The following is a 22,588-nucleotide window of genomic DNA, read 5'->3' as shown; positions in this document are numbered from 1 at the left end:
TGGAAACATGCATGTAACTAATGAAATGCTCGCGGCCGATTTACGGGCATCCGGGGCAAAATTACGGCACGTTCAATTGGACACGTCGTGGAAGTTCAAGTTCCTCCAGAAACTCATCACCGCCAAGTGTAAGGATACGCAACCAAGCGATCCCAACATTGAGGTTTCAACCGTTGGCATTCCAAGACGCGATGGGCAGATTCTGCGCCTTCGTGTTTATCGGCGAGTAAACAGCGACGCACCGGCGACTGGTCTCTTGTGGTTGCATGGTGGTGGTTATGCATTTGGTCTACCGGAGATTGAAAACGGCACAATTGAGCGCTTTATTCAGACGGCGGATAGTGTGGTCGTGGCGCCCGATTACCGTCTTTCTGATGAAGCGCCTTATCCTGCAGCACTGCATGATGCTTATGATGCACTGTTATGGATGCAAGCACACACGCGTGAATTAAGAATTAGGCCGAATCAGCTGTTCGTCGGCGGTGAGAGCGCGGGTGGTGGTTTAGCCTGCGGGGTTGCCGCTTACGCACGGGATTTGGGTGAAGTGAAAATTGCCTTTCAGATTCCGCTTTACCCGATGTTGGACGACCGCATGCAGACCGCAAGTGCGCAGGATAACGACGCGCCAGTTTGGAATACCAAGAGCAATGTGGCCGCTTGGAAGCAGTACCTCGGTGCGGATTATCAAACCGACGCGGTGGCACCATACGCGGCGCCAGGTCGACTGACCGATTATTCCCGCTTGCCGCCCGCGTTTACCTTTGTGGGTGACATTGAGCCCTTTTATGACGAAACACGGCTGTATTTTCAGCACCTAGAACGGGCTGGTGTTGCTGCTGAATGTCGGGTATTTCCTGGTGCCTATCACGGGTTCGACGTTTTGGCACCAACTTCAGGATCCGCCGTAACGGCAACAACAGTGTTAATGCAAGCATACAAGCAGGCAACTGAGCGATACTTTAGTGAACAATTGCCGCAATCTTAGCGCCCATTTGCTGCGGCGTTTCGCGTGCTGGCTTGCTCAGCCATACCGTAATGACGCGACTGAGGCCACCAGCCGTGTAGGCTTCCCAGTAAGGGTCGGCTTGACCTTGAATCAGTTCTTGTTCTAGCAGACGCTGCAGACCCAACTCAAAGTTGCGCTGAATATGGTTGCTTTCGTTGTGCGCTAAGAAGGCGCCGAATGCTGAGGCATCAGGCTCCAGAATTTTGAAGAATAAAGTCGCATTGCTCTCGACGGAAGATGAGCGCTTGCGCACTGCGCGGATGAAATCGGTGACCAAGTCGTTGATATGCTGATCAATGATTTCATCGTAAGTTTTGAAGTTACGGTAAAAGTACATCCGCGATACGCCGGCCGCCGTCGTCAACTCGGCGATTGAAATGTCCGCCAGCGGCGTCTTGGCGTTCAACTCGGCTAAACTCTGAAACAACACCGTATTTTTAGTTTGACTCATAGGCTCTCCAAATAATTGAAAGAAGTGACGACATGAATTTAGAAACAATGGCACCACTGATTAGTGGGATTGCATGGACCATCACATATGCAGGCGTGGTTAACCGAACGTGGCGGGATAAGACACCGGGGATGCCGCTAGCGGCGCTGTGTTTGAACTTTGCTTGGGAGACGACTTACTCCTTTATTTATCCGCCGCAGTCTTCGCTGATGGAAACAATCATCAATGTGGTGTGGATGTGCCTCGATATTATGATTGTGATTGGGACCTTCAAGTTTGGCCCCGCCGATTACGAACGACGGTCAGGTGTGCCTAAGAAGGCTTTCTACGTGGCCTTCGTGCTGGGGCTTGCTGCGTCCTTTGGCATCATGTTACTTGCGCCATCGTTCTTTGGTGGTCTGCCGGCATTCCACCACGATTCTTTTGAAGTGGCGAAGTTCATCGCCCTGCTTCAGAATTGCGCCATGAGCATGTTGTTTGTCAGTCAGTTTTACAGCCGCAAGCGGGATGGCAATCCAATTAATGGCCAGTCCTTCACGGTTGCTTGGAGCAAGTGGCTGGGAACAGCAGTCACCGTTGGCCTGGTTTCAGTTATCGGTGATCCGACCGGCTTCATGGCCGTGATTGTTGGCCTCATCTTCATTTGCGATAGTTGGTACATGGTACTGATTTACAAAGAATTGCAGGCAAGTGGCATTTCGTCATGGCAACGTTTGTAGTTAGTTTGCAACTAAAGTTGACGGTGCGCAAGCCGCCGTGGTGCATCGACGGCGATTTGTGCAGCTGGCAAAGTGCAAGTACTCGTCAACAAAAGCAGGTCGCAGCCTCCGATTTTTCGGGGGCTACGACCTGCTTTTTGGATGTTTTACTTACGCACAATTAATTTCACTGCCTGGTCAATCTTCTCATCTCGCTGCGCTGGGTCCTCAGACAACAAACAGTCCTTGAGGTTCTCAGCGACAATGATGCCGATGAGTTTGTCGAGGCTGGAACGCACCGCGGTCAGTTGGGTGACTACATCGCGGCAGTCGGCTTCATCGTTCATCATGCGCAACACGCCTTGAAGTTGCCCGTCGGCGCGTTTGAGCCGGTTGGTCATGGCTTTGTCGTAATGTAGGGTCATTTGGCTGCCTCCTTGATAATCATGTCGGGAATCACGGTTGCGGCCAGACCGATGGCACCATCTAAGTTTTGGACGGTAAAACCGTGCCCGCGCAAAAGGCGCTCCGCGTTGTAACTCCGCAGTCCGGATTGGCAACTGACGATGTAGGCTTGCTGCGGGTCCAGCTCGTCCAAACGTTCGCGCAGTGCATCTAGCGGAATGTTGATGGCACCCTTGAAGTGCCCGCCAGCGAATTCATCGGGTTCGCGGACGTCCAGCAACTGCTTGCCGGCTGCCAATTCAGCGGCAAGTTCGTGCCACTGGATGGTGTGCGTCAGACCCTGCACGACGTTCGCGCCGGCGTAGCCCAACATGTTCACGGAATCCTTGGCAACACCGAACGGTGGGGCGTAGCTGAGTTCCAGTTCTTCCAGGTCGAACACGGTCATTTTGGCCTTGATGGCAGTCGCCAAAACATCGATGCGCTTGTCCACACCGTGGGGACCGACTGCCTGCGCACCGTACAATTGACCAGTCGCCGCATCAAAAAGTAGCTTCAGACTGATACCGACCGCGCCCGGATAGTAAGCAGCGTGGTCCTTGCCGTTCAGGTGCACCATTTTGAAGTTCAGTCCCGCATTTTGCGCCTGACGTTCATTGAGGCCGGTCGTTGCGGCGACTTGGTCGAAGACGCGCACGATTGCGGTGCCGATACCGCCGTGGTTTTGTGCCGGAACACCGGACAAAATGTCGGCGACCTGGCGACCTTGGCGGTTAGCCGGACTGGCCAGCGAGATGAGCGCGGGCTGGCCAGTTAGCTGGTTCGTCACGGTGATGGCGTCACCAACGGCGTAGATGTCAGGCACACTGGTCTGATACTGCGCGTCAACGGTGATGCCGCCAGTTTTAACGTCGAGCTTGATGCCGGCCGCTTGTGCGAGTGTTGTTTCTGGTTTAACACCAACACTCATGAGCACCATGTCGGCGGGCAGGAGCTGGCCGTCCTTGAGTGTGACAGCATGGTCGCCAATTGCGGCGACCGCTGCACCTAAGTGCAAGTGAACGCCGTGTGTAGTCAGCGCCGTCTGCAGAGCGGGGGCCATTTCAATGTCCAGTGCCGGCAGGACATGATCAGCTGCATCCACGAGTGTCACGTCCAGGCCGCGCTGCACGAGGCTTTCGGTCATTTCTAGACCGATGGCGCCGGCACCGATCACGACGACGGACTGTGGCTGCTTGGTATTGATGAAAGTCTCAATCTGGTCCATATCGGGGATGTTGCGCAAGGTGAAGACATTTTGCGCGTCAGCCAGTCCCGGAATTGGGGGTACGACCGGTTTGGCACCGGGCGCGAGGATGAGAGCGTCGTAGGCTTCTGCGTACGCTGCGGCGTCTGCGGGTTTAACCTGGACGGTTTTGGCAACTGCATCGATGGCCGTGACCGTTGTGTTTTCACGCACGTCTAGGTTAAAGCGGGCCTTGAGCTTGGCCGGCGTTTGCACTAAGAGAGCGTCGCGGTCGGTAATCTCGCCGCCCAGGTAGTAGGGCAGGCCACAGTTCGCAAAGGAGACGTGCGGGCCGCGCTCGAATACGATAATCTCGGCGTCTTCTTGCAGCCGCCGCAAACGGGTGGCTGCGGACATACCGGCCGCAACGCCGCCAACAATCAAGTATTTGGTCATGATCTTCTTACCGTTCCTTTCCAAGTTAACATTCCGCCGCGCACGTTGATGACGTCCACACCAGCACGCTGCAAAATTCTGGCGGCCTGTTTCGAGCGATCACCACTGCGGCAAATGACGTACAGCTGCTTATCTGCGGGCGGCGTGTAGTCGGCAATGCGGCGCAAGGGGACGTTCTTGGCCTTCGCGATATGCCCGGCCCGGTATTCTGCGGGTTCGCGGACATCGAGCAGCAGTGCTTGGGGATTTTGCAAACGCTGGGTCAAATCGTCTGTGGTGATTGTGTGTAGTCGGTGCAAGCCAAACATGCTACAACACCAAGTCTTCTGGCCAGGCGGTGACGCCACCGAGGACGTTGGTGACCTGATGCCCATTGCCGTTTAGAAACTCCGTGGCCATTGCGGAGCGGGAGCCAGTTCGACAGATGATGAAGGCGCCATTAGGCACTTCGTTTTGGCGCGCCATGAGTTCGCTGAGGGGAACATTGATACTCCCCGCAACGTGACCGGCGGCGAACTCGTCGGTTTCGCGGACGTCGACAATTACTGTGTCGACGGTGCGCTGGTCGATTAGAGCTTGAGGTTGAATTGCAGGCATTTTGATGGTTACTCCTTTTTGTCGTGATAAAATTAAATACCCCAACCGGGTATATATCAATCGTATACTATGGGGGGTATCAGGTCAACTACGAACACTGGGTTAAGATGATTTGGCGGCAGTCATCTTATCTGGGTATAATTAGACCAAAAAGGAGATTGTTCGATGCAAGCACTCGTTGTTCCAGAAGCCGGCGCGCAGACGCTGTCATCTTTAAGGTGGACCAATCGGCCGCAGCCACAGCCGGGGCCAGGTCAGGTATTAGTCCAGACGCACGCGGTGGGGCTGAATCCCGTTGACGTGAAATTGGTTGCTGGTGGGAATTCCGCTTGGCGCTATCCGCACACGCTGGGGCTGGATGTTGCCGGCGTTGTGGCCGCTGTCGGCACCGGCGTCACGCAGTTCGTCCCTGGTCAGCGTGTTTGTGGTCACGGTAACTTGGCTGTAGATGGTAGTTTTGCTGATTACGTGGTAACAGAAGCGCTCGCACTGGCTTTAATTCCCGAGAGTTTAAGTTTTGAGACGGCGGCCGCTAGTTTATGTGCGGGTTTAACGGCGTACCAAACAGTGCAGCGGAAACTCAACTTGGCGAGTGTCGAAACCGTTTTGGTTCACGCTGGTGCTGGCGGTGTTGGCAGCATGGCCATCCAATTGTTGCAGCATGCCGGTAAGCGCGTCTTCACTACGGTGTCGGCGCGGAAACAGGACTTTGTGGCCCAGTTGAACCCGGCGGCGATGATTGATTACCGCAATGAGGATGTCGATGCCCGCATCAGCGAATTAACTGGTGGCCACGGTGTTGACGCCATCATCAACACGATTGGGCATCCTGATGCCGACTTGCCGCGACTGGCGTACAACGGGCAGCTGGTGTGCGTACTGGCGACGCCAGAGTCAGTGCCGGCGGGCAAGGCATTAAGCATCAGCAAACTGGACTTGGGCGGTGCTCACCGTAGCGGAGATTCACGCCAGATTGCTGATCTGGGCAGGATGGCGACGGAATTGCTGGCACTGATTGCTGCAGGGCACGTTGATCCGCTCGTGTCCCGGGTGCTCCCACGTACGGAATTGGTCGCGGGGCTTGAGCAGCTAGCTGCTGATCAGGTAGTGGGCAAACTTGTGGTGACGATGGCGTAAAGCGCGGAGCTGGCGCCGCCACGGGACTAATTAAATTGTCACACTAAATCCGCGGAGCACTTAACAGCGATAAATATCAGAGACACAAAAATAGGCGTATCCATTTGTAGATACGTCTATTTTTGCACGTTCTGGTTTAGTTGCGCGGCAGCAACCCGCTCAACAAATCAAGCAGGCCAACGGAGGCACTAGGAAAGGCGAAAATTTGTTGCTGTAACATGGTAGCTGTGTAGCGGCCATTGATGATTAGGGTGAGCAAGTTGACCAGTTCCTCGCTGTCATCGCCGTACAGGCTGGCACCGACGAGGTACCCCGCCTGGTCAAAGACCAAGGTCGCTTCAGCGTCTAAGGCACGCTTATATTGGAATGCAAGCTGTTGGCCGAACGGTAAGACCTGAGTGCGGTAAATGTCAGGCTGAGTCTTAGCTTCAGCAACGGTGATACCAACTGTCGCGAGTCGGGGCATAGTGAAGACTACACTGGGAATTGCTGGGTAAACAATTGAACTATCATCACCGAGAATCGTCCGCGCAATGTAATTGGATTCAAAAGTTGCGACGGGTGTCAGCTTGGCTTGGGGCTTGTCAATGACATCTCCGCTGGCGTAGATGTTTGGCACCGCCGTTTGCAGGTGGTCGTTGACTGTGATGCCCCGCTTGGAAGCTTGAATACCCAGTGCTTCAAGGCCCAGGTTCTCTACGTTGGCGACTCGACCGGTTGCGCCCAGAATGTAGTCAGTCTCAATTTGCAGGCCGTTAGCAGTCGTGACGGTGAAGCTGGCTGCGCTCTTGGTGACACCGTTAACCGCTTCGTTGAAGTGGAACCGAACACCTTGCGCCTGTAATTTTGTTTGCAGCTTAGCGACGTAGGTCTGGTCAAAAGGTGCCAGGGCCTTGTCACTAAACTCCACGATATCGACAGTTTTACCCACGGTTGCGGCCATGGCGGCAAATTCCATCGCAATAATGCCGGCACCGATGAATACTAAGCGCTCAGGCATGTCCGGCAAATCGAGGAATTCACGACTATCGTGGATGTATTCTGCTCCGGGGATGTTCAGAGTGGCTGGCCGTTGACCAGTGCCTAAAACAATATAGTTGCTGGTATAGGCCTGACCGGCAACGTTAACGGTATGGGCGTCCGTCAGCTGCGCAGCGCCGGTGAGCATGGTAATGCCCAGCTGACTAAACAACTTGATCATGGTTGGTGCCAACGGGTCGATAACCTGGTGCTTGTACGTCATCAAATCCGGCCAGTTCAGTGTTGGCATTTTACCAACCCCGGCGTCAGCGAAACGCTCCAGTTGCTCGACCAGTTGGAATGGCCCGTCCAGAGCAATTTTTGCGTCACAGCCGTAATTGGTGCAGGTGCCGCCGACGAGGTCTTTTTCCACAATTGCGACGTGTTTACCCTGTTGCGCCAGAGCTACTGCGGCATGCCAGGTCGCATGTCCAGAGCCAATCATCATCACATCATAATCCATATTGTTGCCTCCGTTTGTTTTTTTGGTCGTGCACGATTAATTGCGCAAAAGTAAATCGTCTATCCTTCCATGGCGGCGATTAACTTCTGGTTCAAGAGCAGTGCTTGCTCATAGTCCGTTGCTGTCAGGTGGTATTTGCCCAAACAGTCTGCCAGCGCAGCCTGAATGGGGGCCTCACTGTCCTTGGCGTGAGTCGTTAGGCTCACAATCAAGCGGCGCTTATCGTCTTTAGGATGACTGCGCTGCAACCAGCCATGTGCCTCTAAGCGTTTAACCAGGGGCGTTAAGGTGTTGGAATTGAGGTTGAGCGCCGCACCGAGCTCGCGTAATTCGCGGTGATCGCCGTTCCACAACACGGTGAGTAGCAAGTATTGCGGATAGGTCAAACCATAATCCGTCAGGGCGTCCTGGTAGAACTTATTGAATAAGCGGTTGACGTTATACACACTAAAACATAATTGATTCGCCAGATTAACATGGTTGGTCATGAGTTACTCCTTATCAGTCGTGCACGATTGACTTTAGTATAGCCGCATGGGATACAACTTGCAAGATGGGTAACTGGTGAGCGAGTTGCTGGATATTCAATTGCGCGGGGATAGTTGCGGTTGCAGCACGTTTTGCGCCCAGTGTTGTGAAACAAGTGCAAAATGTTATTGGAACGCTGAGGCACAGGCATGAAAAACTGTGTTGGAAGTGGGTGTTTGTTAACGTGAAAGCAGCGCAACGAACGCTATCGGTCTATACTGTCAGTAATGATGATTTGGAGGCTTTGCCATGACAGATATGCGTAAGTTTAAGACCAAGCGCGACATTCAAAACGGGTTCGTGACGTGTTTAGAGGGCCAAAATTTTGCCGACGTTACGGTCAATGACATCTGCACGCAAGCACTGGTGGGCCGCAGTACCTTCTATCACCATTACGCGGATAAATACGCCCTGCTAACAGAGATGGTTGGGGATTACGCCGCTAAATTCGAGCAATTGCTTACCGCGCGGGTCACGCAAATTAGCGATGATGAACCTTTGATTTTGCTGTATCAAGGTTTGGCGGCTGATGCGCCGGCCATTACGCGTTTGCTGCAGGTGCATGAACGCGAGGGTGATCTGCGCGAACGTTACTTGAATAGTTTCGCGATGCATGCCGACCAAATTCTGCCGCAAACACTCACGATTCCGCGCTCATTTGCACTGGCCTTGTATTCATCGACAGCGTTAACCGCCATTAGCTGGGCGCTTGCGCATGGCAGTGCTGCGGAGATCTCCCACTTCATGAACCGATTGGTACGCGATATTCTCAGTACGGAAGTGTGATGACGTGGGGGTCCGTCTTGGTATCGTGATTAGCTAGTGCTTCGATGCAGTTGCTGTTGTGTGCCTGCTCGCGGACCCAACCGAGACTGGTGATGGCGGCTTTGCGACTAGTGCAGATGCCGGGTGTTAACATGTCTTCCCACGAGCGGTTCGCATAACCCACGTCGGCGGCGAGGAGCACGTACTTGCCATCGCTGCCGCGCACCAGGGTGGCGGACATCCCGTTGGCGTGACCGGCGGTGCGCACTTGCAGCAGGCTACCGTCGCCGAAGACGTCATAGCTTTCGCCGGTGGGGCCAATGCCAGTGTTGGCGTACTGGTAGGTTTGAACGTCGACGCCGCGCCATTCATGCGGCAGGTAAACTAGGGGTAAGCGATTGGCAATTTGCCATTCGGGTGCAGACACGAGAATGTGTTTTGCAGCAGCGACATGTTTGAGACCGCTGACGTGGTCGCAGTGCAGGTGACTGAGCAAAACGTAATCGAGGTCTTCGGGCTGGTAGCCCAGTGCGGCGAGGCGCTCGTCAACGGCCCAGCCGGTCGGCAGGTAACCGGTGTTGATTTGTACTTGCGGGCCCAGTTCCTTCCAGTTACTTGTCCGGACCTGCTTGTTCCAGCCGGTATCGATGAGCACCAGTCCCTTGGGGTGCTCGATCAAGTGACTTGAAACGGGCAGCGTCACCTGATTCTTCTCCGAACGGAAAAGACCAGTGAAGGCGAGTGGGTTGCGGTACAGGCCGTGGAATGGCAGGGCGCGGTCGACCTTGACGAGGCCGGTGTGCAACACGTGAATTTTGATTTGAGCAGTCATCATGTTTCCTCCAGATGAATATTGATGTGCTTATCATATGGGGGAAATGGCGCGGGGCATAGAAACTATGCGGCGCGGTTTGTGCCAAATGAGACAGTGCGCGGGCAAGGTGTCTCTTTTGCGAGGGATTAGGAGAAAATGACTGAATTTCCGAAATGATTATTAATGAATTGAGCCTAAAGAAACCACCGTGATTGTTTGCAATCACGGTGGTTTCTTTTTAGAGCAGTGTGTTAGTAGTCCAAAATATTCGTGTACTGAATGCGGTCGAGTGCAGCCTGGCCGCCTTGCGCATTCACAACCTGCAAGACGTTATTGACCGAAACGGCTTGCACTTCGTGATACTTCAGCATCCAGCCGTTATTGGTGAGATAACCGAAGTGGAACACCGTGTCGCCTGCCGTTGAACCGCTTGTGTAGGCGTGGGGGATGCGCTGCGCCTTAAAGACGTCCCCATCGCCTTCACTGGCCAGGAAGAACGCGCACGATGCAAACCCGTCCTTGACCGCGTCGTCGGCGTCCAAGTTCAACCTTGGTGCGTATTCAATGTTCATCACGTTACTGCTGCTGGCAGACTTCAGGTGCTGCCAATCGCTCAGTTTGGCCATCCCGTAGGCGGCCTCGACTTGCCAGTAGATGTGAATGGCATCTGGGTTGTCGCGCAGGTCATTGAAGGTTAACTGCTTACCCTGCGTGCGACTACTTGCGGTGCTGGCTTGCTGGCTGCTGCTCGCGCTACTACTTGCAACGGCCGATGAAGACGCTGAGCTACTTGAGCTTGCCCGCGCACTACTGGAAGAACTGCTTGATTGTTTCTTTTTGCTGCTGGACTTCTTGCTGGCCACTTTCTTGCTGCTAGTGGCTTTACTGGAACTGTCCTTACTCGTTGCCGATTTGCTGCCGCACCCGGCAAGCATGAGGATTGTTAGACTAACACCGATGATGGTCCCCAACTTTTTCATGACCTTCGCCTCCTATTTACCCAGGTAGTGTAGCATGCGAGCAGTGTTACTGAAAGCGATTTCGAATTACTTATTTGCAAAATGAAGACCGCGCACTCACAACGGATCAGTGGGCGCAAAAACCACCGCGGAACTAACCGCGGTGGTTTTGTTTTATTCTCCTGGTGCACTCCCAACACCTGGGCGTTCTTGTCCGCCCGTGGGCACGTGCACGCCGGCCTGGTTCGGATTCGTCAGAATGTATTGCTGAATATAGCTTTCAATCTGGCGATTCTGCGGCAAATCAGAGTGGCTGGCGTCATCGCCGGACACGGTGATTTGCGTGTAATGTTTCACCTGATTTTGGAAAATGTACTTACCACTCTCCACGCTGGATAGTGGAACGGTGCCGTCGCCGCTGTAGGTGGCGGTGCCGGCTAGCGAGTAAACCGTCAGGCTGGTCGGCAACTTTTTCTTCCCTTTGATGAGATCCACCAGCATCTGGGTGCGGTTATTCGCATTACTTTCTTCCAGGTTGTAGGGCGTCCCGATGGTCATCAGGTCGCTAATGGTCATTGAATCGCTGCCGTAGTATTTCTCAAGAAAAAGCGTCCAGATGAGCCCACCATTACTGTGACCGATGCCCTTAAAACGGTTGAAATGGTAGGTTGCGGCCAGTTTCTTGAGTGCCACGTTAAACCAGCGGGCCTGTTTCTTGATGTTATTGTAACCATCCTTATTGTTTTCGAAGGCGACCACGATATAAGGTTCATTGTCGCGCGCGGCAATGCTGCCGGAGGAGGTCATGCTGCCGTCGGTTTTAACGGTCACCTTGAGCAGACTGTGACCGCGCGTGCGCTGGTTGAGCGTGGTAATCAGACTGTTGAAGCGGTTCTGCGTCGCCGAGCTGCCGGGCACTAAGACGACGGGCGCCATGCGCGAATCGTGAACGACCTGCGTCTTGTGAACCTGACCGCGCATCCAGGTGGTGGCGGGGATGAACAGGCCGACGGCGATGACAAGACCGAGTAGGCTCAGCAAAATGGTGCGGACATATTTAGGCATCCCAATCCGCCTCCTCAAGCATTTTGACAAACGGCCAGTAGATGGCGACCGATGCGGCTAGACAAAGCATAGCGACGATGAGCGCGGGCCAATTGCCGTTGGTGGCCAGCCAGGCAATCATGGGTCCCGGCGTGGTTGCGGGGACATGGTAGACCGCGGCGGTCATGAGGTGCAAGTGCAGCGCGACCCAGGCAATTGCCATGGAGGCCAGCGGTGCAAGCGTGAACGGGATTAGCATCAGCGGGTTAATCAGGATTGGGTAGCCGAGCACTAGTGGCAAGTTGAGGTTGACCAGGCCGGGGACGAGGCTCCATTTTGCCAGCTGCCGCTTGGAACGGCGGTGGTCAAACAGCAGGATTGCGATGAGCAGGCCGAGCGTCATGCCAACACCGCCGAAGAGTGCGTAGGGGCGGTAGAGCGTGCCAATGGTGCTGAGAAACGGCACCGTTTTGTGGGCTAGCGTGGCGGTGAGATTGGCCGTTGCCGTTGGTCCCGTCAGTAGTGGCGATAAGGGATCGATGAGTGGTGTCAGGCCAAACCAGCTCAGGACACTGTTGGCGAGCGCGCCCAGTAACACCCCTGAGCCACCGTGTGGGACGCTGGTAAAAGTTGGACTGATTTCGGCGACGGCCAGGGCGTTCAGCCCGAGCCGGATGGCAACGGTCACGATGATGATGAGACTCGCGGTGAACCGTGGCCAGGGCAGATTGAGCAGCCAGCCCACGAGCATCCCGAATAGCAGGCCGAGCAGTAAGCCAGCCATGCCCAATCCTGGTCCTAACATTGCCAGACGCGTGGTGTTGAGCACCAGAAATCCGACGCCGGCAACCAGCATGGCCAGTGTCGGACTGTGCCGGGCAATGGCGCGGGCGGCGAAGATGGCCGTCAGGAGACCCAGCAAGCCAAGACTGTAAGCCGTGAGCATCGTCAGTCCTTGGCGAATGGGTGTGTAGCCCGGGAACCAACTTTTGATGCTGAATACCTGGGCGAAGAAGCCGTCACGGGAAAACACGCTGACGAGCAGGGCCCGCGCCCACGTGCCCAGCAGAATGAGCGGCAGTAAGGGCTGAAAAGTCGCGTTGAGTACCCTGTAAAAGCGGCTGTTAAAATAATTCTGCAACAACTTTTTCATAATGAATCCTCCACGGCCATTGTACCAAAAAGCGGCGAATTCTGGGTGTTTCGTGCTATGATGCAGTTACCAAAAAGTGGAGCGAAAATAATGAAAAAATTACTCTGGATTCCAGCAATTATTCTCTTAGTAGCGGGACTTTACGGTGTGCTGTATTTGAGCACCGCCCACGGCATGACCACCGTCAGCCGTGACACCTACGCCCCAACACGCAACGTCACCATCGATGCGCGCAACGCGGATGTGCGGGTTGCGCAAAGTAACAGCGCAAAACTGGTGGTTAAGCAGGCCGCCAACGTGAAGTATGCAGCGGCAACGACAGTTGATAATTCAACGACCGTCACCGAAAAACAGGGCGTTGCCAAGTTGACGGCGCTACAGCACCTGTTTCCAACTAAAATTCAAATGACAGTTTACCTGCCCGCTAACTACGTAGGTGTTGTACGTATTAAGACGGCTAGTGGTGCGATTCAGTTGCAAAATATTACTGCGCAAAAAATCGCGGTCCGCAGTGCCAGTGGCAGTATTAGTGGTGAATTGACGGCCAAGCAGCTCACCGCTCGCGCCGACAGTAGCGCCGTTAAGCTGACCGCAAATGAACTTGCCCAGTCATCACGGGTGACGACAGCCAGCGGCAGTGTCAAGCTGACACTGAAGGACACGCGGCTGCGGCGGGTCGATGCGCAGTCGGCGAGCGGTGGTGTTAAGGTGGACGGCTTTGCACATGTTAAGCGGCATGCTGAACATCACCTGAGTGCTGGGGCTACGAGTGGCGCACTGCTGACGGTAAAAACGGCGTCCGGGGCGATTGATGTGCAGTAAGGAGAAGAGCGCAATGCGACCAGTTTATTTCTACGGTGCCATGAGCCTCGACGGTTACCTGGCCGACGAACACGATGACATTCAGTGGCTGCTAAATAGCAATCTTGCCGGAGTTGACACTTATAGTGCTTTTGAACACAAAATTGATACTCTTGTCATGGGCCGCGTCACTTACGACGTTTCTCTCGCGCTGGTGGGGGATGCGCCGTTTTACCCAGGTTTGCAGAAGGTCGTGCTGTCGCGAACGCGTAAGGGCGCTGAGTACCGCAGCGGCGATGCCGTGCAAATTGTGCGCGCGTTGCAGCGCGAACCGGGCAAGGGCATCTGGATTGTCGGCGGTGGTGCGCTGGTCAGCGAATTGCTGCAGCGGGGCTCATCAGCGAGTGGTGGGTGCAGATTGCCCCATTCGTGCTCGGCCGCGGTAAGCGTCTGTTCGAACCTGGTGATTACCGCAGTCATTTTGAACTGCTCGATACGACCAAAATGGGTGAGCTGGTGGAATTACACCTGCGTTATCACCCGGGAAATAATGACTTAACGGAGGAAAACGGGAAATGAATTTAGAAGCAAAATTTGCCTACATGGCCAGCGGCAAGCCGTATAATGACCTGGATCCACAGCTGATTACCACGCGTGACCGGGCAACAAGACTGACGAATCAGCTTAACGCTGAAGAAGATGCAGCCGCCCAGGAAAACTTAGTGCGTGAGCTGTTTGGTAGTGCCGGCCTTGAACCAGTTGTGAGTCCAAACTTCCGCTGTGAGTTTGGCCGCAATATCCACGTTGGGGATCATTTTTACGCCAACTATGACTGCGTGATTTTGGATGCCGGCAAGGTCAGCATCGGTGACCGCGTCTTGTTTGGCCCCAAGGTGGGTCTCTACACCGCCAATCACCTCTTTGACGCCAAGGAGCGGGAGCTGGGCGGTTGCGTCGCGAAACCCATCACCATCGGCAATCGGTGCTGGCTGGCCGGCAATGTGACCGTTCTGCCTGGCGTGACGATTGGCGACGACAGCATTATTGGTGCCGGCAGTGTGGTCACACATGATATTCCCAGTGGCGTCATTGCCGCTGGCAACCCTTGCCGGGTGTTGCGGCCGATTACGGCAGCGGATAAGACGGGGTTTACGGGCGCGGATGACTTTTAGTTGGGTTCAACGGCAGGGATGAATGCCGTGAAATTAACAACATCAATGCAACAATAACTAAAATGCGACTCGGAAATCCTCCAGAATTCCCGAGTCGCATTTTTGAATTGTCTGCCGCAATATGCAACAAGTTAATGGTATGAGTCTGGCGCAATGTTTTGGTCATCAGCGTCCCGATACACCCGGTGCAGATAGAACGCCAGCAGTGCACCCAGCATAATGTCCATGAGTACCAGCGTCCAGTTGGCCGGAGCCAAGGCAATGAGTCCCGTCAGCAGCAGTTCGCTGAGTAAGAACCACCCGCCGGCCGCGTGAAAGTTCTCTCCGCGTTGGGTCAAACGTTGAATGACCCACATGATGAGCAGCGTAACATAGGTTGCCAGCGCAAAGTCGCCGCGTACCGCTAGTGTGTGCCGATCACGCATGACCGTCAGCAAAATGCCAACGACCATAATGAAGTAAACCTCAAGCGTGAGCAGCCAGCGAATCACCATGGATTGGAGCGGCGAGTGGGTCCGGACGTGCAACTCGCCGAGCACCTGGTAGTAGATGCCGGCAATTAAGGCAACGAAGATACCACCGAGAATAAACTCAAGGAGATTGGCCAAATGCAGCGGGTTGGGCGCGGCCGAAATGAGACCCGTCAGTAGTTCGCCCAGGGCAATCATTGCGAGCAGACCATAGCGCTCGAGCAACGAATCACTGACGCCAAAAGGCATCTGGTGGGACTCATATTCCGCCCGCAAAACCCGGTTGCCGATAAAGATGATGCCGTAATTGCAAAGAATGGCGATGACAAGTAACGGCAGTCGCAACTTGGGTAAGAAGAATTGGGCAATGAGCAGTAAGACCAGCACTGCTGTATCACTGCGGGACCACAGCCGGGCAGCCGCAGCGTGCGTTGCATCAAATCGTGCCGTATTGCCCCAAATGAGGGCCAGCATCAGTTGCATGCACAGCAGGCCGTAAGTCAAACCTCTGAAGTCACCGCCGACGGCATTCGGAATGAAGATGGCGGTCGCCGCGGTAATTAGCAGTTGCACATTGATGAACAGGAGGTTGAGTACCGTGGCATTTCCGTGGTTATCAAAATACCCAGACGTTTCGCCCCAGCTCCAAAAGAACCAGGCGAAGATGAGCGCGCCGCGCAGCCAGCCTTGCCAGGTCATGTGCTCGATGATACCGTCTGTCAGTCGTGCCAATACGACGGCGAAGACTAAGTCGTAGAACAGTTCAAGCCAGCTAATTTTGCGGTGGTGAATGGTTTGCTCGATGGTCCGCGGACGCCCTAATAACTGCTTCATAACTGCTGCCTCCAGTACGTGAATTAGTTATATTATAACGTTCACGCGCAGCAGGCTCAATTTTATCAGAGCTGACTATGGCCATCGTCAACTGCTGCATTAAACGCGATTAACTTGGGGTCACCACTCCCAAATCAATCATGGATTGAGCGGTGGCGATAATGGATTCCTTGGCGGAGCGGGGATGCCAGTCGAGTAGCGCAACGGCCTTGGCATTGCTGGTTGCGGCGTACTTATCCGCAACCGACGCCACCATCCGCAACATTGGGTTGGCCTTGGCAGCGAGTTTCAAAATGGCGGTCGGGACAGTCTTGGTTGGCAGCCGGTTCGCGAATGCGGGGAATGCCGTCCGCAGAATATTCGCGACGTCTAGCATGGAGTAAGTTTCACCGGTAGTTGCCAGGAAGCGCTGCCCAGCAGCGGCGGGACTAGTCATGGCCAAAATATGCAGGCTAGCCACGTCGCGCACGTCAACATAGCCGGAATCCACGCGCGGGACAAGCTTGGTTTTGCCCGCGAGCATCTCCTGAATCTGAATGTTGGAGTGAGAGTAGTCATCGGCGAGCACGGGTCCCATCACAGCAACTGGATTAACGGTGGCGAGTTCCAAACCACTATTGTCATGGGCAATGAAGTCCCAGGCAGCACGTTCGGACATGGTTTTGGACTTCTGGTAGGGGTGCACACCCTGCGCACTTAGATCTGACCAGACGTCTTCGGTGAAGGGAGTGCGGCGTTCAGGATGCCCAGCGAAGATGGCGCCGTATGCGGAAGTCAGTACCACGCGCTTCACGTGGTGACGACTGGCGGCGCGCAGGACGTATAAGACGCCATTGACGGCGGGCCGAATCATCTCATCCTCATTCTTGAAGTTGAGAGTGGGGGTCGGTGATGCCACGTGAATGACATAGTCGGCACCGGCGATGGCGGCGTCCCAAGGTTCTTCATGCGTAAGGTCGGCGGCTACGACTTCCAATGCGGAGAGGTCGGTGAGCCCGCCCTTACGCAGCATTTGCTCAATCAATGGTCGCTTTGCCAGCGAGCGGGCGGTAGTTCGCACCGCGTATCCTTGTTGGAGCAATTGCAAAATGATGTGGCTGGCGATAAAGCCGCTGCCACCGGTGACGACGACGAGTTTTTTTGTAGACATGATGAGTTCTCCTCTGAATTAAATTGAAGCCGCGATACACTTGTAACGGCAGTGATGCTAATGTACACTGGAGCCGTTCAGTAGACAAGCGCAAACGGCGCATCTGTGACAGGAGGAGTAAAGTGTTATGTCAGCTACTAAGCATGCCCAACAAATTCGCGAAGACTCAATTAATTACCTGACGACGGCACTATTACAATTACTGGAGAAAAAGCCGCTCGCTGAAATCAAAGTGACCGAGCTGGTTTCGCGTGCTGGTGTGAGCCGCATGGCCTATTATCGTAATTTTGATACATTGGAAGATATTCTGCGCCTGTATTTTGCTCCGCGCATCAGTCGCCTATTTGATGATGTCATTGGCCGGGTTCCTGTCGATGCGAAGCTGACGGACATGCAGCAGTTCTTCGCCGAGATGGGGCACGCGTTGGCATTAGCACAGCGCCGTAATTACGAATACATCATTCAGCAGCTTTTCGATGAAAACATGCACCGTTTTTATGATGACAGTGCGCAGTGGGCGGACATGGACGCCACGGCCAAAAGGTACTGGGTCAAGTTCATGAGCGCCGGCGTCTACGGCATTTGGCGTGAGTGGCTACTGCACAGGCAAGACGAAACCTTGACGGATATTCACGATTTAGTCGGCAAATTGCAGGCAGCAACGGCCACCGCATTGACGATAAAGTAAAATTGAAATTGTATTTTAATAGGGAGCGATAACATGATTATTGAACGTGAAATTCCCCTGAACGTGCAGCAAATCACCCGTGAGCTGACCAATTCGGTGGACCCGGATGCGCTGAAGGAACTCACAGATTTTGTCGATTACTACCAGCTGTGTCACGCCGCCGTTAAAGAGGTCTGCACGAAACTGGAGAATCTGGATGCAGACTACGCCACACATTTTGCCCACAATCCGATTCACCACATGGAAACACGGATGAAAGACCCAGACAGCCTCATCAAAAAGCTGCAGCAAAAGGGTCTGCCTGTTAGTAACGAGAGCATGAAAAACAACTTGTATGACATTGGTGGCATCCGCATCATGACGAATTACCCAGGTGATATTTACACCGTCGCGGATAATCTGCTCGCTCAAGACGACATCACGCTGGTGCGCCGGCGTGATTATGTGCAGCAGCCTAAGCCCAGCGGTTATCGCAGCTTGCACCTAGTCGTGAAGGTTCCTGTATTCCAGAGTACCGGTGCGCGCATTGCGCCGGTTGAAGTGCAGATTAGAACTATCGGCATGGACATGTGGGCGAGTCTGGAACACAAATTACGTTATAAAACGCATGTGGATGATGCCAAGTTGGCAGAGTACGCCGACCGCTTGGTGGCGTACACGGATGAATTGATGACGATTGAAAACGGGATGCAAGACATCTACACGGATCTGAACCAGGAGGAATAGATGGTAGTCAAAACAGTGGCGTTAACGGCGCGTTCGTCAGCCCTCATCGCCGAGTTAGTGGCGTTGTGGGAGCGGTCCGTGCGCGCAACGCATCCATTTTTGGATGCTGCGGTTGTTGCGCAGATTAAAGCGTACGTGCCAGGTGCGTTGACCGCAGTGCCAACCTTAGTGCTGGCCTACAACGCGCAGGAAGTGGTGTGCGGCTTCATGGGTGTCGCGGACACCAAACTTGAGATGCTGTTTCTTGATCCGGCAATTCGCGGGCAAGGAATTGGGCGGCGATTGTTGTCGTACGGGATGACGCAGTATGGGATCAAGTCGCTAGTCGTGAACGAGCAAAATCCGCAAGCTGTGGGTTTTTATGAGCACATGGGGTTTCACGTGGAACAGCGCAGTGCTTTGGATGAACAGGACCAGGCCTATCCGGTGTTGTATATGCGGCGTAATTAGAAATTTTCGAATAAATTATAAAAAGATATTGACAGCGATTTCATAAGAATGCATAATGACCTTGTTGAGTAAACGTTTACTCAACGGAAAAAGATTCTAGTTGGTGAACTGAGGGATGCGTATGGCGAAAGCAAATGTATCAATTAAGAAAATCGCTGAATTAAGTGGGGTTTCCATTGCGACCGTTTCGCGTGTCTTAAACGATAATGGGCGTTTTTCTGATAAAACGCGAGACAAAGTCCTTAAGGCGATTAAGGACAGCGGCTATCAGACCAACATGGTTGCGAAAAGTTTACGGGAAAATAAGTCGAACACAGTGGGAATCTTGGTTCCAGATATTACTAACGCGTTTTTCGCCAAGATTGTTCAGCAAGTGGAAAGTGATTTGTTTGCGGCTGGATATTCCACGATTATTTGTAATACTGCTCGGAATGTTGAGAAGGAGAGCAATTACTTGCGGATGCTAGAAGGCAAGATGATTGATGGTCTCGTCATTATATCGGGTTTCAAAACCTTTAGTCGTAAAACGCTACAAAAGTCGTTGCCAGTTGTTTGCATTGACCGTGAACCTAGTGATGAGCAAACCGAGTTTGTCGGTTCAGATCATTATGAAGGAGCAGTGTTGGCGACGCGGCATCTCGCTAATCAGACTGAACGGCTTGCGATTGCAACACATTCTGTTAAAACTTCTTCTTCGGAGGAGAGAAAACGCGGATTTGTTGATGCAATAAAGCGCCGTGGAATCAGTGATTATCAGCAATTATTGCTTGATGATGATAAACCGGAAGAACGGCAGGCGGCAATTCGAGATTTTTTACAGAGAAACATTAATTATGCGCAGTCACAACAGCCTTTGGGGATTTTTGCACTTAGTGATGATTTAGCTGCGGAGATTGTGATGATTGCTGAGGAATTGCAAATTGCTATCCCAGAGCGACTCAAGATAATTGGTTTTGACGATTCACCCATTGCGTCGTACATGCGGCCACAATTGAGTACCGTTCGTCAGGATGAGGCGAAAATATCTGCGATTGCTAGTTCAAAACTGATTCGCATGATGAAAGGTCAATCTTCAGCGAATGATGAGCGAATTACGCGAGTACCGGTGAAATTGGTGCTTCGAGGAACAACTTAAACGTTGTTCTTATTTTTAACAATTTTGAGTAAACGTTTACTCAAGCTCTACGAATTACTGCAATATTTTTAGGAGGAATTATTATGAACAAATTACTTTATCCATCAATGATGTGCGCCAATTTCGAGAATTTGGCTAACGAAGTGCATGCATTAAGTGACGCTGGAATTGATGCATTTCACATGGACATTATGGACGGAAGCTTCGTGCCCAATTTCGGAATGGGCATGCAGGACTATGAATACATTGTTGGTGCAACTGATGTACCGGTAGATGCGCATCTGATGATTATGAATCCGGGTAATTACATTGATTTCTTTGCTGACAAGGGGGCAAAAATCATTTATTTCCATCCAGAAGCGGAGCTGCAGCCAGCACGAACAGTAGACAAAATTCACGCACGGGGAATGCAGGCCGGTATCGCCATTGATCCAGGTACCTCTGTTGAGAGCGTACGCTCGTTACTAACCATCGCAGACCGAGCATTGGTGATGACGGTTAACCCCGGATTCGCCGGCCAGAAGTATCTTAGCTTCGTTGATGAAAAAATTGATGAACTGGCGTCACTTCAGAAGGAACTATGCTTCGACATTGTGGTGGATGGTGCCATCTCCGAAGAACGTGTTTTAACATTAAGCAAACATGGTGTGCGCGGATTCGTTTTGGGAACATCAGCACTTTTTGGTAAAAAGGAAAGTTATGCAAATATTATTGCACGACTGAAAGGAAAGGTTCTAGCTTAATGACCACAATTGCAATTGGTTCAGATCATGTTGGTGTACGGCTACGTGGTGAAATTAAGACGTACTTACTCGATCAAGGTTATCAAGTTGAAGACTTAGGGCCTGAAACGGAAACCCGTACCGATTACCCAATTTATGCAAAAAAAGTTGCCCATGCGGTAACGGAAGGACGCGCAGATTTAGGGATTCTAATTTGTGGAACGGGTATTGGTATATCAATTGCGGCGAACAAGGTGAACGGTATCCGAGCCGTTGCATGTAGCGAACCGTATTCGGCTAAATTATCGCGTCAGCATAATAACACCAATATTTTGGCTTTTGGTGCGCGAGTTGTCGGCTTGGATCTTGCTAAGATGATAGTTGATGAATGGTTGAATGCCAGTTACTTGGGCGGTCGCCACGCTCGACGCGTTGATGAAATCGGGGCTCTGGAACAGAGTGACGATAATTTATTTGAACATATCAGAACGGCTAATGATGTTCGCTATGTGGATAAGGAGGAATTGTAATGACGGAATTAAAGCGGATTGATGACTTGCTCAGCGGTGGATTTAAAGAAAATTTCAAATGGGGATCATCCACTAACGCACAGCAATTTGAAGGTGGAGCGACGGACGGTGGCAAAGGAACCTCGATTGCGGACGTTAGGCACATTGATAGTATGGCTGACGGTGATTTTGATGAATTTAAAGTTGCCTCTGATCATTACCACCACTATAAGGAAGACATTAAACTTTATGCGGAAATGGGCTTTAAAATCTATCGTTTGACAATGGCGTGGAGCCGAATCTTTCCAAATGGAAATGATGTCGAGCCAAATTCTGAAGGCCTCAATTTCTACGATGGTGTAATTGATGAGCTGCTGAAGTACGGTATTGAACCGGTAGTGACGTTGTATGCGTACGATTTACCTCTCCATCTGTTGAAAGAGTACAACGGGTGGATGAACCGGCAAGTGGTTACCGATTATCTTAACTACGTCAAAACAGTGGTGACCCATTTCAAGGGGCGCGTGAAATATTGGGTACCATTCAACGAGCAGAATTTCTTATTGTTGGATTCTGAGTATATGACTGGGTATGAAGCTCAGAACATGACTGAAATATTCAAAATGCAGCACCATTTTAATCTGAGTTATGCGCTTGCAACTCGATTGGTACATTCAATTGATCCGGCAGCTCAGGTTGGTGGAAATGTTGGTAACATTTGTGCTTACCCAATGACTGCCAACCCTAAAGATGTTGAAGCAACCGATAATCTTTTGAAGAAAATTGGTTATGGTCCAGCAGATGTTTACTTCCGTGGTAAGTATTCTCCGTTTTATTTAAAAGTATTCAAGGGTGCTAATTATAAGGAAGCTGTTAAACCCGGTGATTTGGAGAAGCTTGCACAGGCGGAACCAGACTTTATGTCGCTTACCTACTATATGTCATCCGCCATTAGTGCTGATGACGATGCAGCGAATACGACACTGAATGGCATTAAGGCGCCGAACTCATATTGTAACCTGGATTATTCATAGAATTTCAAAAAAGCAGCGCAATCCCATGATTCACAAGGGACTGCGCTGCTTTGGTGTTTCACCCATTGGGTGCGCCTATATGCTAAGGTTGAGTCAACGAAAACCATCACGAAAGCGAGGCTTCACACCATCTCAACTTTAACCAGCTTATCCCTGCAATGCAATACCAATGTGAC

At 52.4% G+C, this 22,588-nt stretch carries 27 protein-coding genes; 14 read left to right on the top strand and 13 right to left on the bottom strand.

Going from position 1 to position 22,588, the window contains the following annotated elements:
* Positions 1–7 precede the first annotated feature (7 nt).
* Entirely contained in the window at positions 8–985 is a 978-nt protein-coding gene (locus EKM97_RS07130; RefSeq protein WP_125571708.1) for an alpha/beta hydrolase, read from the top strand.
* On the opposite strand, the gene EKM97_RS07125 is transcribed toward EKM97_RS07130, so the two are convergent.
* The gene (locus tag EKM97_RS07125; protein WP_125571707.1) at positions 960–1,457 is read right to left on the bottom strand and encodes a TetR/AcrR family transcriptional regulator; all 498 of its coding nucleotides are present in this window, start codon (positions 1,455–1,457) and stop codon (positions 960–962) included. The two genes, EKM97_RS07130 and EKM97_RS07125, sit on opposite strands and share 26 nt — an antisense overlap.
* A gap of 32 nt (positions 1,458–1,489) precedes the next feature.
* Here EKM97_RS07125 and EKM97_RS07120 point away from each other — a divergent pair, with 32 nt between their 5' ends.
* The gene (locus EKM97_RS07120; RefSeq protein WP_125571706.1) at positions 1,490–2,176 is read left to right on the top strand and encodes a transmembrane-type terpene cyclase; all 687 of its coding nucleotides are present in this window, start codon (positions 1,490–1,492) and stop codon (positions 2,174–2,176) included.
* Positions 2,177–2,322: 146 nt separating this feature from the next.
* On the opposite strand, the gene EKM97_RS07115 is transcribed toward EKM97_RS07120, so the two are convergent.
* Genes EKM97_RS07115 through EKM97_RS07100 form a run of 4 tightly spaced genes read right to left on the bottom strand, consistent with a single transcriptional unit; the run spans position 2,323 to position 4,838 of the window.
* On the bottom strand, positions 2,323–2,580 hold the full coding sequence (locus EKM97_RS07115) for a metal-sensitive transcriptional regulator (RefSeq protein ID WP_125571705.1): 258 nt from the start codon (positions 2,578–2,580) through the stop codon (positions 2,323–2,325).
* Positions 2,577–4,241 (bottom strand): FAD-dependent oxidoreductase, encoded by a 1,665-nt coding sequence (locus EKM97_RS07110; RefSeq protein ID WP_125571704.1) that lies wholly within the window; start codon positions 4,239–4,241, stop codon positions 2,577–2,579. Before EKM97_RS07110 ends, EKM97_RS07115 begins: the two co-directional genes overlap by 4 nt.
* The gene (locus tag EKM97_RS07105) at positions 4,238–4,549 is read right to left on the bottom strand and encodes a rhodanese-like domain-containing protein (RefSeq protein ID WP_125571703.1); all 312 of its coding nucleotides are present in this window, start codon (positions 4,547–4,549) and stop codon (positions 4,238–4,240) included. Before EKM97_RS07105 ends, EKM97_RS07110 begins: the two co-directional genes overlap by 4 nt.
* Position 4,550: 1 nt before the next feature.
* Positions 4,551–4,838 carry a rhodanese-like domain-containing protein gene (locus EKM97_RS07100; RefSeq protein WP_125571702.1) on the bottom strand — a complete coding sequence of 96 codons (288 nt, stop codon included), beginning with the start codon at positions 4,836–4,838 and terminating at the stop codon, positions 4,551–4,553.
* Positions 4,839–5,003: 165 nt separating this feature from the next.
* Between EKM97_RS07100 and EKM97_RS07095 the strand changes: the two genes are divergently transcribed.
* Positions 5,004–5,975, top strand: a complete 972-nt coding sequence (locus tag EKM97_RS07095; protein ID WP_125571701.1) for a zinc-binding dehydrogenase — start codon at positions 5,004–5,006, stop codon at positions 5,973–5,975.
* A gap of 136 nt (positions 5,976–6,111) precedes the next feature.
* Here EKM97_RS07095 and EKM97_RS07090 read toward each other — a convergent pair whose 3' ends face one another.
* Together EKM97_RS07090 and EKM97_RS07085 are read right to left on the bottom strand one after the other, a co-directional pair.
* The gene (locus EKM97_RS07090; protein ID WP_125571700.1) at positions 6,112–7,458 is read right to left on the bottom strand and encodes a dihydrolipoyl dehydrogenase family protein; all 1,347 of its coding nucleotides are present in this window, start codon (positions 7,456–7,458) and stop codon (positions 6,112–6,114) included.
* A 59-nt stretch (positions 7,459–7,517) separates the two neighbouring features.
* Positions 7,518–7,946: a MarR family winged helix-turn-helix transcriptional regulator gene (locus tag EKM97_RS07085; protein WP_125571699.1), complete on the bottom strand. Its 429-nt coding sequence runs from the start codon at positions 7,944–7,946 to the stop codon at positions 7,518–7,520.
* A gap of 289 nt (positions 7,947–8,235) precedes the next feature.
* On the opposite strand from EKM97_RS07085, the gene EKM97_RS07080 reads away from it, so the two are divergent.
* Positions 8,236–8,772: a TetR/AcrR family transcriptional regulator gene (locus EKM97_RS07080; RefSeq protein WP_125571698.1), complete on the top strand. Its 537-nt coding sequence runs from the start codon at positions 8,236–8,238 to the stop codon at positions 8,770–8,772.
* Here the strand turns inward: EKM97_RS07080 and EKM97_RS07075 are convergent.
* The 4 genes from EKM97_RS07075 to EKM97_RS07060 form a co-directional block, all read right to left on the bottom strand.
* Positions 8,756–9,586: an N-acyl homoserine lactonase family protein gene (locus EKM97_RS07075; RefSeq protein ID WP_125571697.1), complete on the bottom strand. Its 831-nt coding sequence runs from the start codon at positions 9,584–9,586 to the stop codon at positions 8,756–8,758. The genes EKM97_RS07080 and EKM97_RS07075 overlap by 17 nt on opposite strands.
* Before the next feature lie 230 nt (positions 9,587–9,816).
* The gene (locus tag EKM97_RS07070; RefSeq protein ID WP_125571696.1) at positions 9,817–10,545 is read right to left on the bottom strand and encodes a hypothetical protein; all 729 of its coding nucleotides are present in this window, start codon (positions 10,543–10,545) and stop codon (positions 9,817–9,819) included.
* 153 nt (positions 10,546–10,698) lie between these two features.
* On the bottom strand, positions 10,699–11,589 hold the full coding sequence (locus EKM97_RS07065; RefSeq protein WP_125571695.1) for an alpha/beta hydrolase: 891 nt from the start codon (positions 11,587–11,589) through the stop codon (positions 10,699–10,701).
* On the bottom strand, positions 11,582–12,721 hold the full coding sequence (locus EKM97_RS07060; RefSeq protein ID WP_125571694.1) for a PTS transporter subunit EIIC: 1,140 nt from the start codon (positions 12,719–12,721) through the stop codon (positions 11,582–11,584). Before EKM97_RS07060 ends, EKM97_RS07065 begins: the two co-directional genes overlap by 8 nt.
* 90 nt (positions 12,722–12,811) lie before the next feature.
* Between EKM97_RS07060 and EKM97_RS07055 the strand changes: the two genes are divergently transcribed.
* The 3 genes from EKM97_RS07055 to EKM97_RS07045 are packed head-to-tail and all read left to right on the top strand — an operon-like array spanning position 12,812 to position 14,694.
* Positions 12,812–13,543 (top strand): DUF4097 family beta strand repeat-containing protein, encoded by a 732-nt coding sequence (locus tag EKM97_RS07055; protein WP_164507469.1) that lies wholly within the window; start codon positions 12,812–12,814, stop codon positions 13,541–13,543.
* Between the two features lie 13 nt (positions 13,544–13,556).
* Positions 13,557–14,081, top strand: coding sequence for a dihydrofolate reductase family protein (locus EKM97_RS07050; RefSeq protein ID WP_225419237.1), 525 nt, complete (start codon positions 13,557–13,559; stop codon positions 14,079–14,081).
* Between the two features lie 16 nt (positions 14,082–14,097).
* Positions 14,098–14,694, top strand: a complete 597-nt coding sequence (locus EKM97_RS07045) for a sugar O-acetyltransferase (protein ID WP_125571692.1) — start codon at positions 14,098–14,100, stop codon at positions 14,692–14,694.
* A 131-nt stretch (positions 14,695–14,825) separates the two neighbouring features.
* On the opposite strand, the gene EKM97_RS07040 is transcribed toward EKM97_RS07045, so the two are convergent.
* Positions 14,826–15,998 carry a low temperature requirement protein A gene (locus tag EKM97_RS07040; RefSeq protein ID WP_125571691.1) on the bottom strand — a complete coding sequence of 391 codons (1,173 nt, stop codon included), beginning with the start codon at positions 15,996–15,998 and terminating at the stop codon, positions 14,826–14,828.
* A gap of 109 nt (positions 15,999–16,107) precedes the next feature.
* A complete protein-coding gene (locus EKM97_RS07035) occupies positions 16,108–17,148 on the bottom strand; it encodes an SDR family oxidoreductase (RefSeq protein WP_125571690.1) in 1,041 nt (346 codons plus the stop codon).
* 127 nt (positions 17,149–17,275) lie between these two features.
* Between EKM97_RS07035 and EKM97_RS07030 the strand changes: the two genes are divergently transcribed.
* The 7 genes from EKM97_RS07030 (at position 17,276) to EKM97_RS07000 (ending at position 22,412) form a co-directional block, all read left to right on the top strand.
* Positions 17,276–17,836: a TetR/AcrR family transcriptional regulator gene (locus EKM97_RS07030; RefSeq protein WP_125571689.1), complete on the top strand. Its 561-nt coding sequence runs from the start codon at positions 17,276–17,278 to the stop codon at positions 17,834–17,836.
* A gap of 33 nt (positions 17,837–17,869) precedes the next feature.
* A complete protein-coding gene (locus tag EKM97_RS07025) occupies positions 17,870–18,562 on the top strand; it encodes a GTP pyrophosphokinase (RefSeq protein ID WP_125571688.1) in 693 nt (230 codons plus the stop codon).
* Complete coding sequence (locus EKM97_RS07020; protein ID WP_125571687.1) at positions 18,563–19,012, top strand: GNAT family N-acetyltransferase; 450 nt, start codon at positions 18,563–18,565, stop codon at positions 19,010–19,012.
* A gap of 121 nt (positions 19,013–19,133) precedes the next feature.
* Positions 19,134–20,147, top strand: a complete 1,014-nt coding sequence (locus tag EKM97_RS07015) for a LacI family DNA-binding transcriptional regulator (protein WP_125571686.1) — start codon at positions 19,134–19,136, stop codon at positions 20,145–20,147.
* Between the two features lie 83 nt (positions 20,148–20,230).
* Positions 20,231–20,890, top strand: a complete 660-nt coding sequence (locus EKM97_RS07010) for a ribulose-phosphate 3-epimerase (protein ID WP_225419236.1) — start codon at positions 20,231–20,233, stop codon at positions 20,888–20,890.
* Positions 20,890–21,399, top strand: coding sequence for a ribose 5-phosphate isomerase B (gene rpiB / locus EKM97_RS07005; RefSeq protein WP_125571684.1), 510 nt, complete (start codon positions 20,890–20,892; stop codon positions 21,397–21,399). The genes EKM97_RS07010 and rpiB overlap by 1 nt, the downstream gene beginning before the upstream one ends.
* The gene (locus EKM97_RS07000; RefSeq protein ID WP_125571683.1) at positions 21,399–22,412 is read left to right on the top strand and encodes a glycoside hydrolase family 1 protein; all 1,014 of its coding nucleotides are present in this window, start codon (positions 21,399–21,401) and stop codon (positions 22,410–22,412) included. Before rpiB ends, EKM97_RS07000 begins: the two co-directional genes overlap by 1 nt.
* Positions 22,413–22,588: the final 176 nt, after the last annotated feature.

This window comes from Lacticaseibacillus songhuajiangensis (genome assembly GCF_003946025.1).
GTDB classification, from domain to species: Bacteria; Bacillota; Bacilli; order Lactobacillales; family Lactobacillaceae; genus Lacticaseibacillus; species Lacticaseibacillus songhuajiangensis.
Note: the sequence above shows the minus strand (reverse complement) of the source record. Positions and strands in the feature narration are given on the sequence as shown.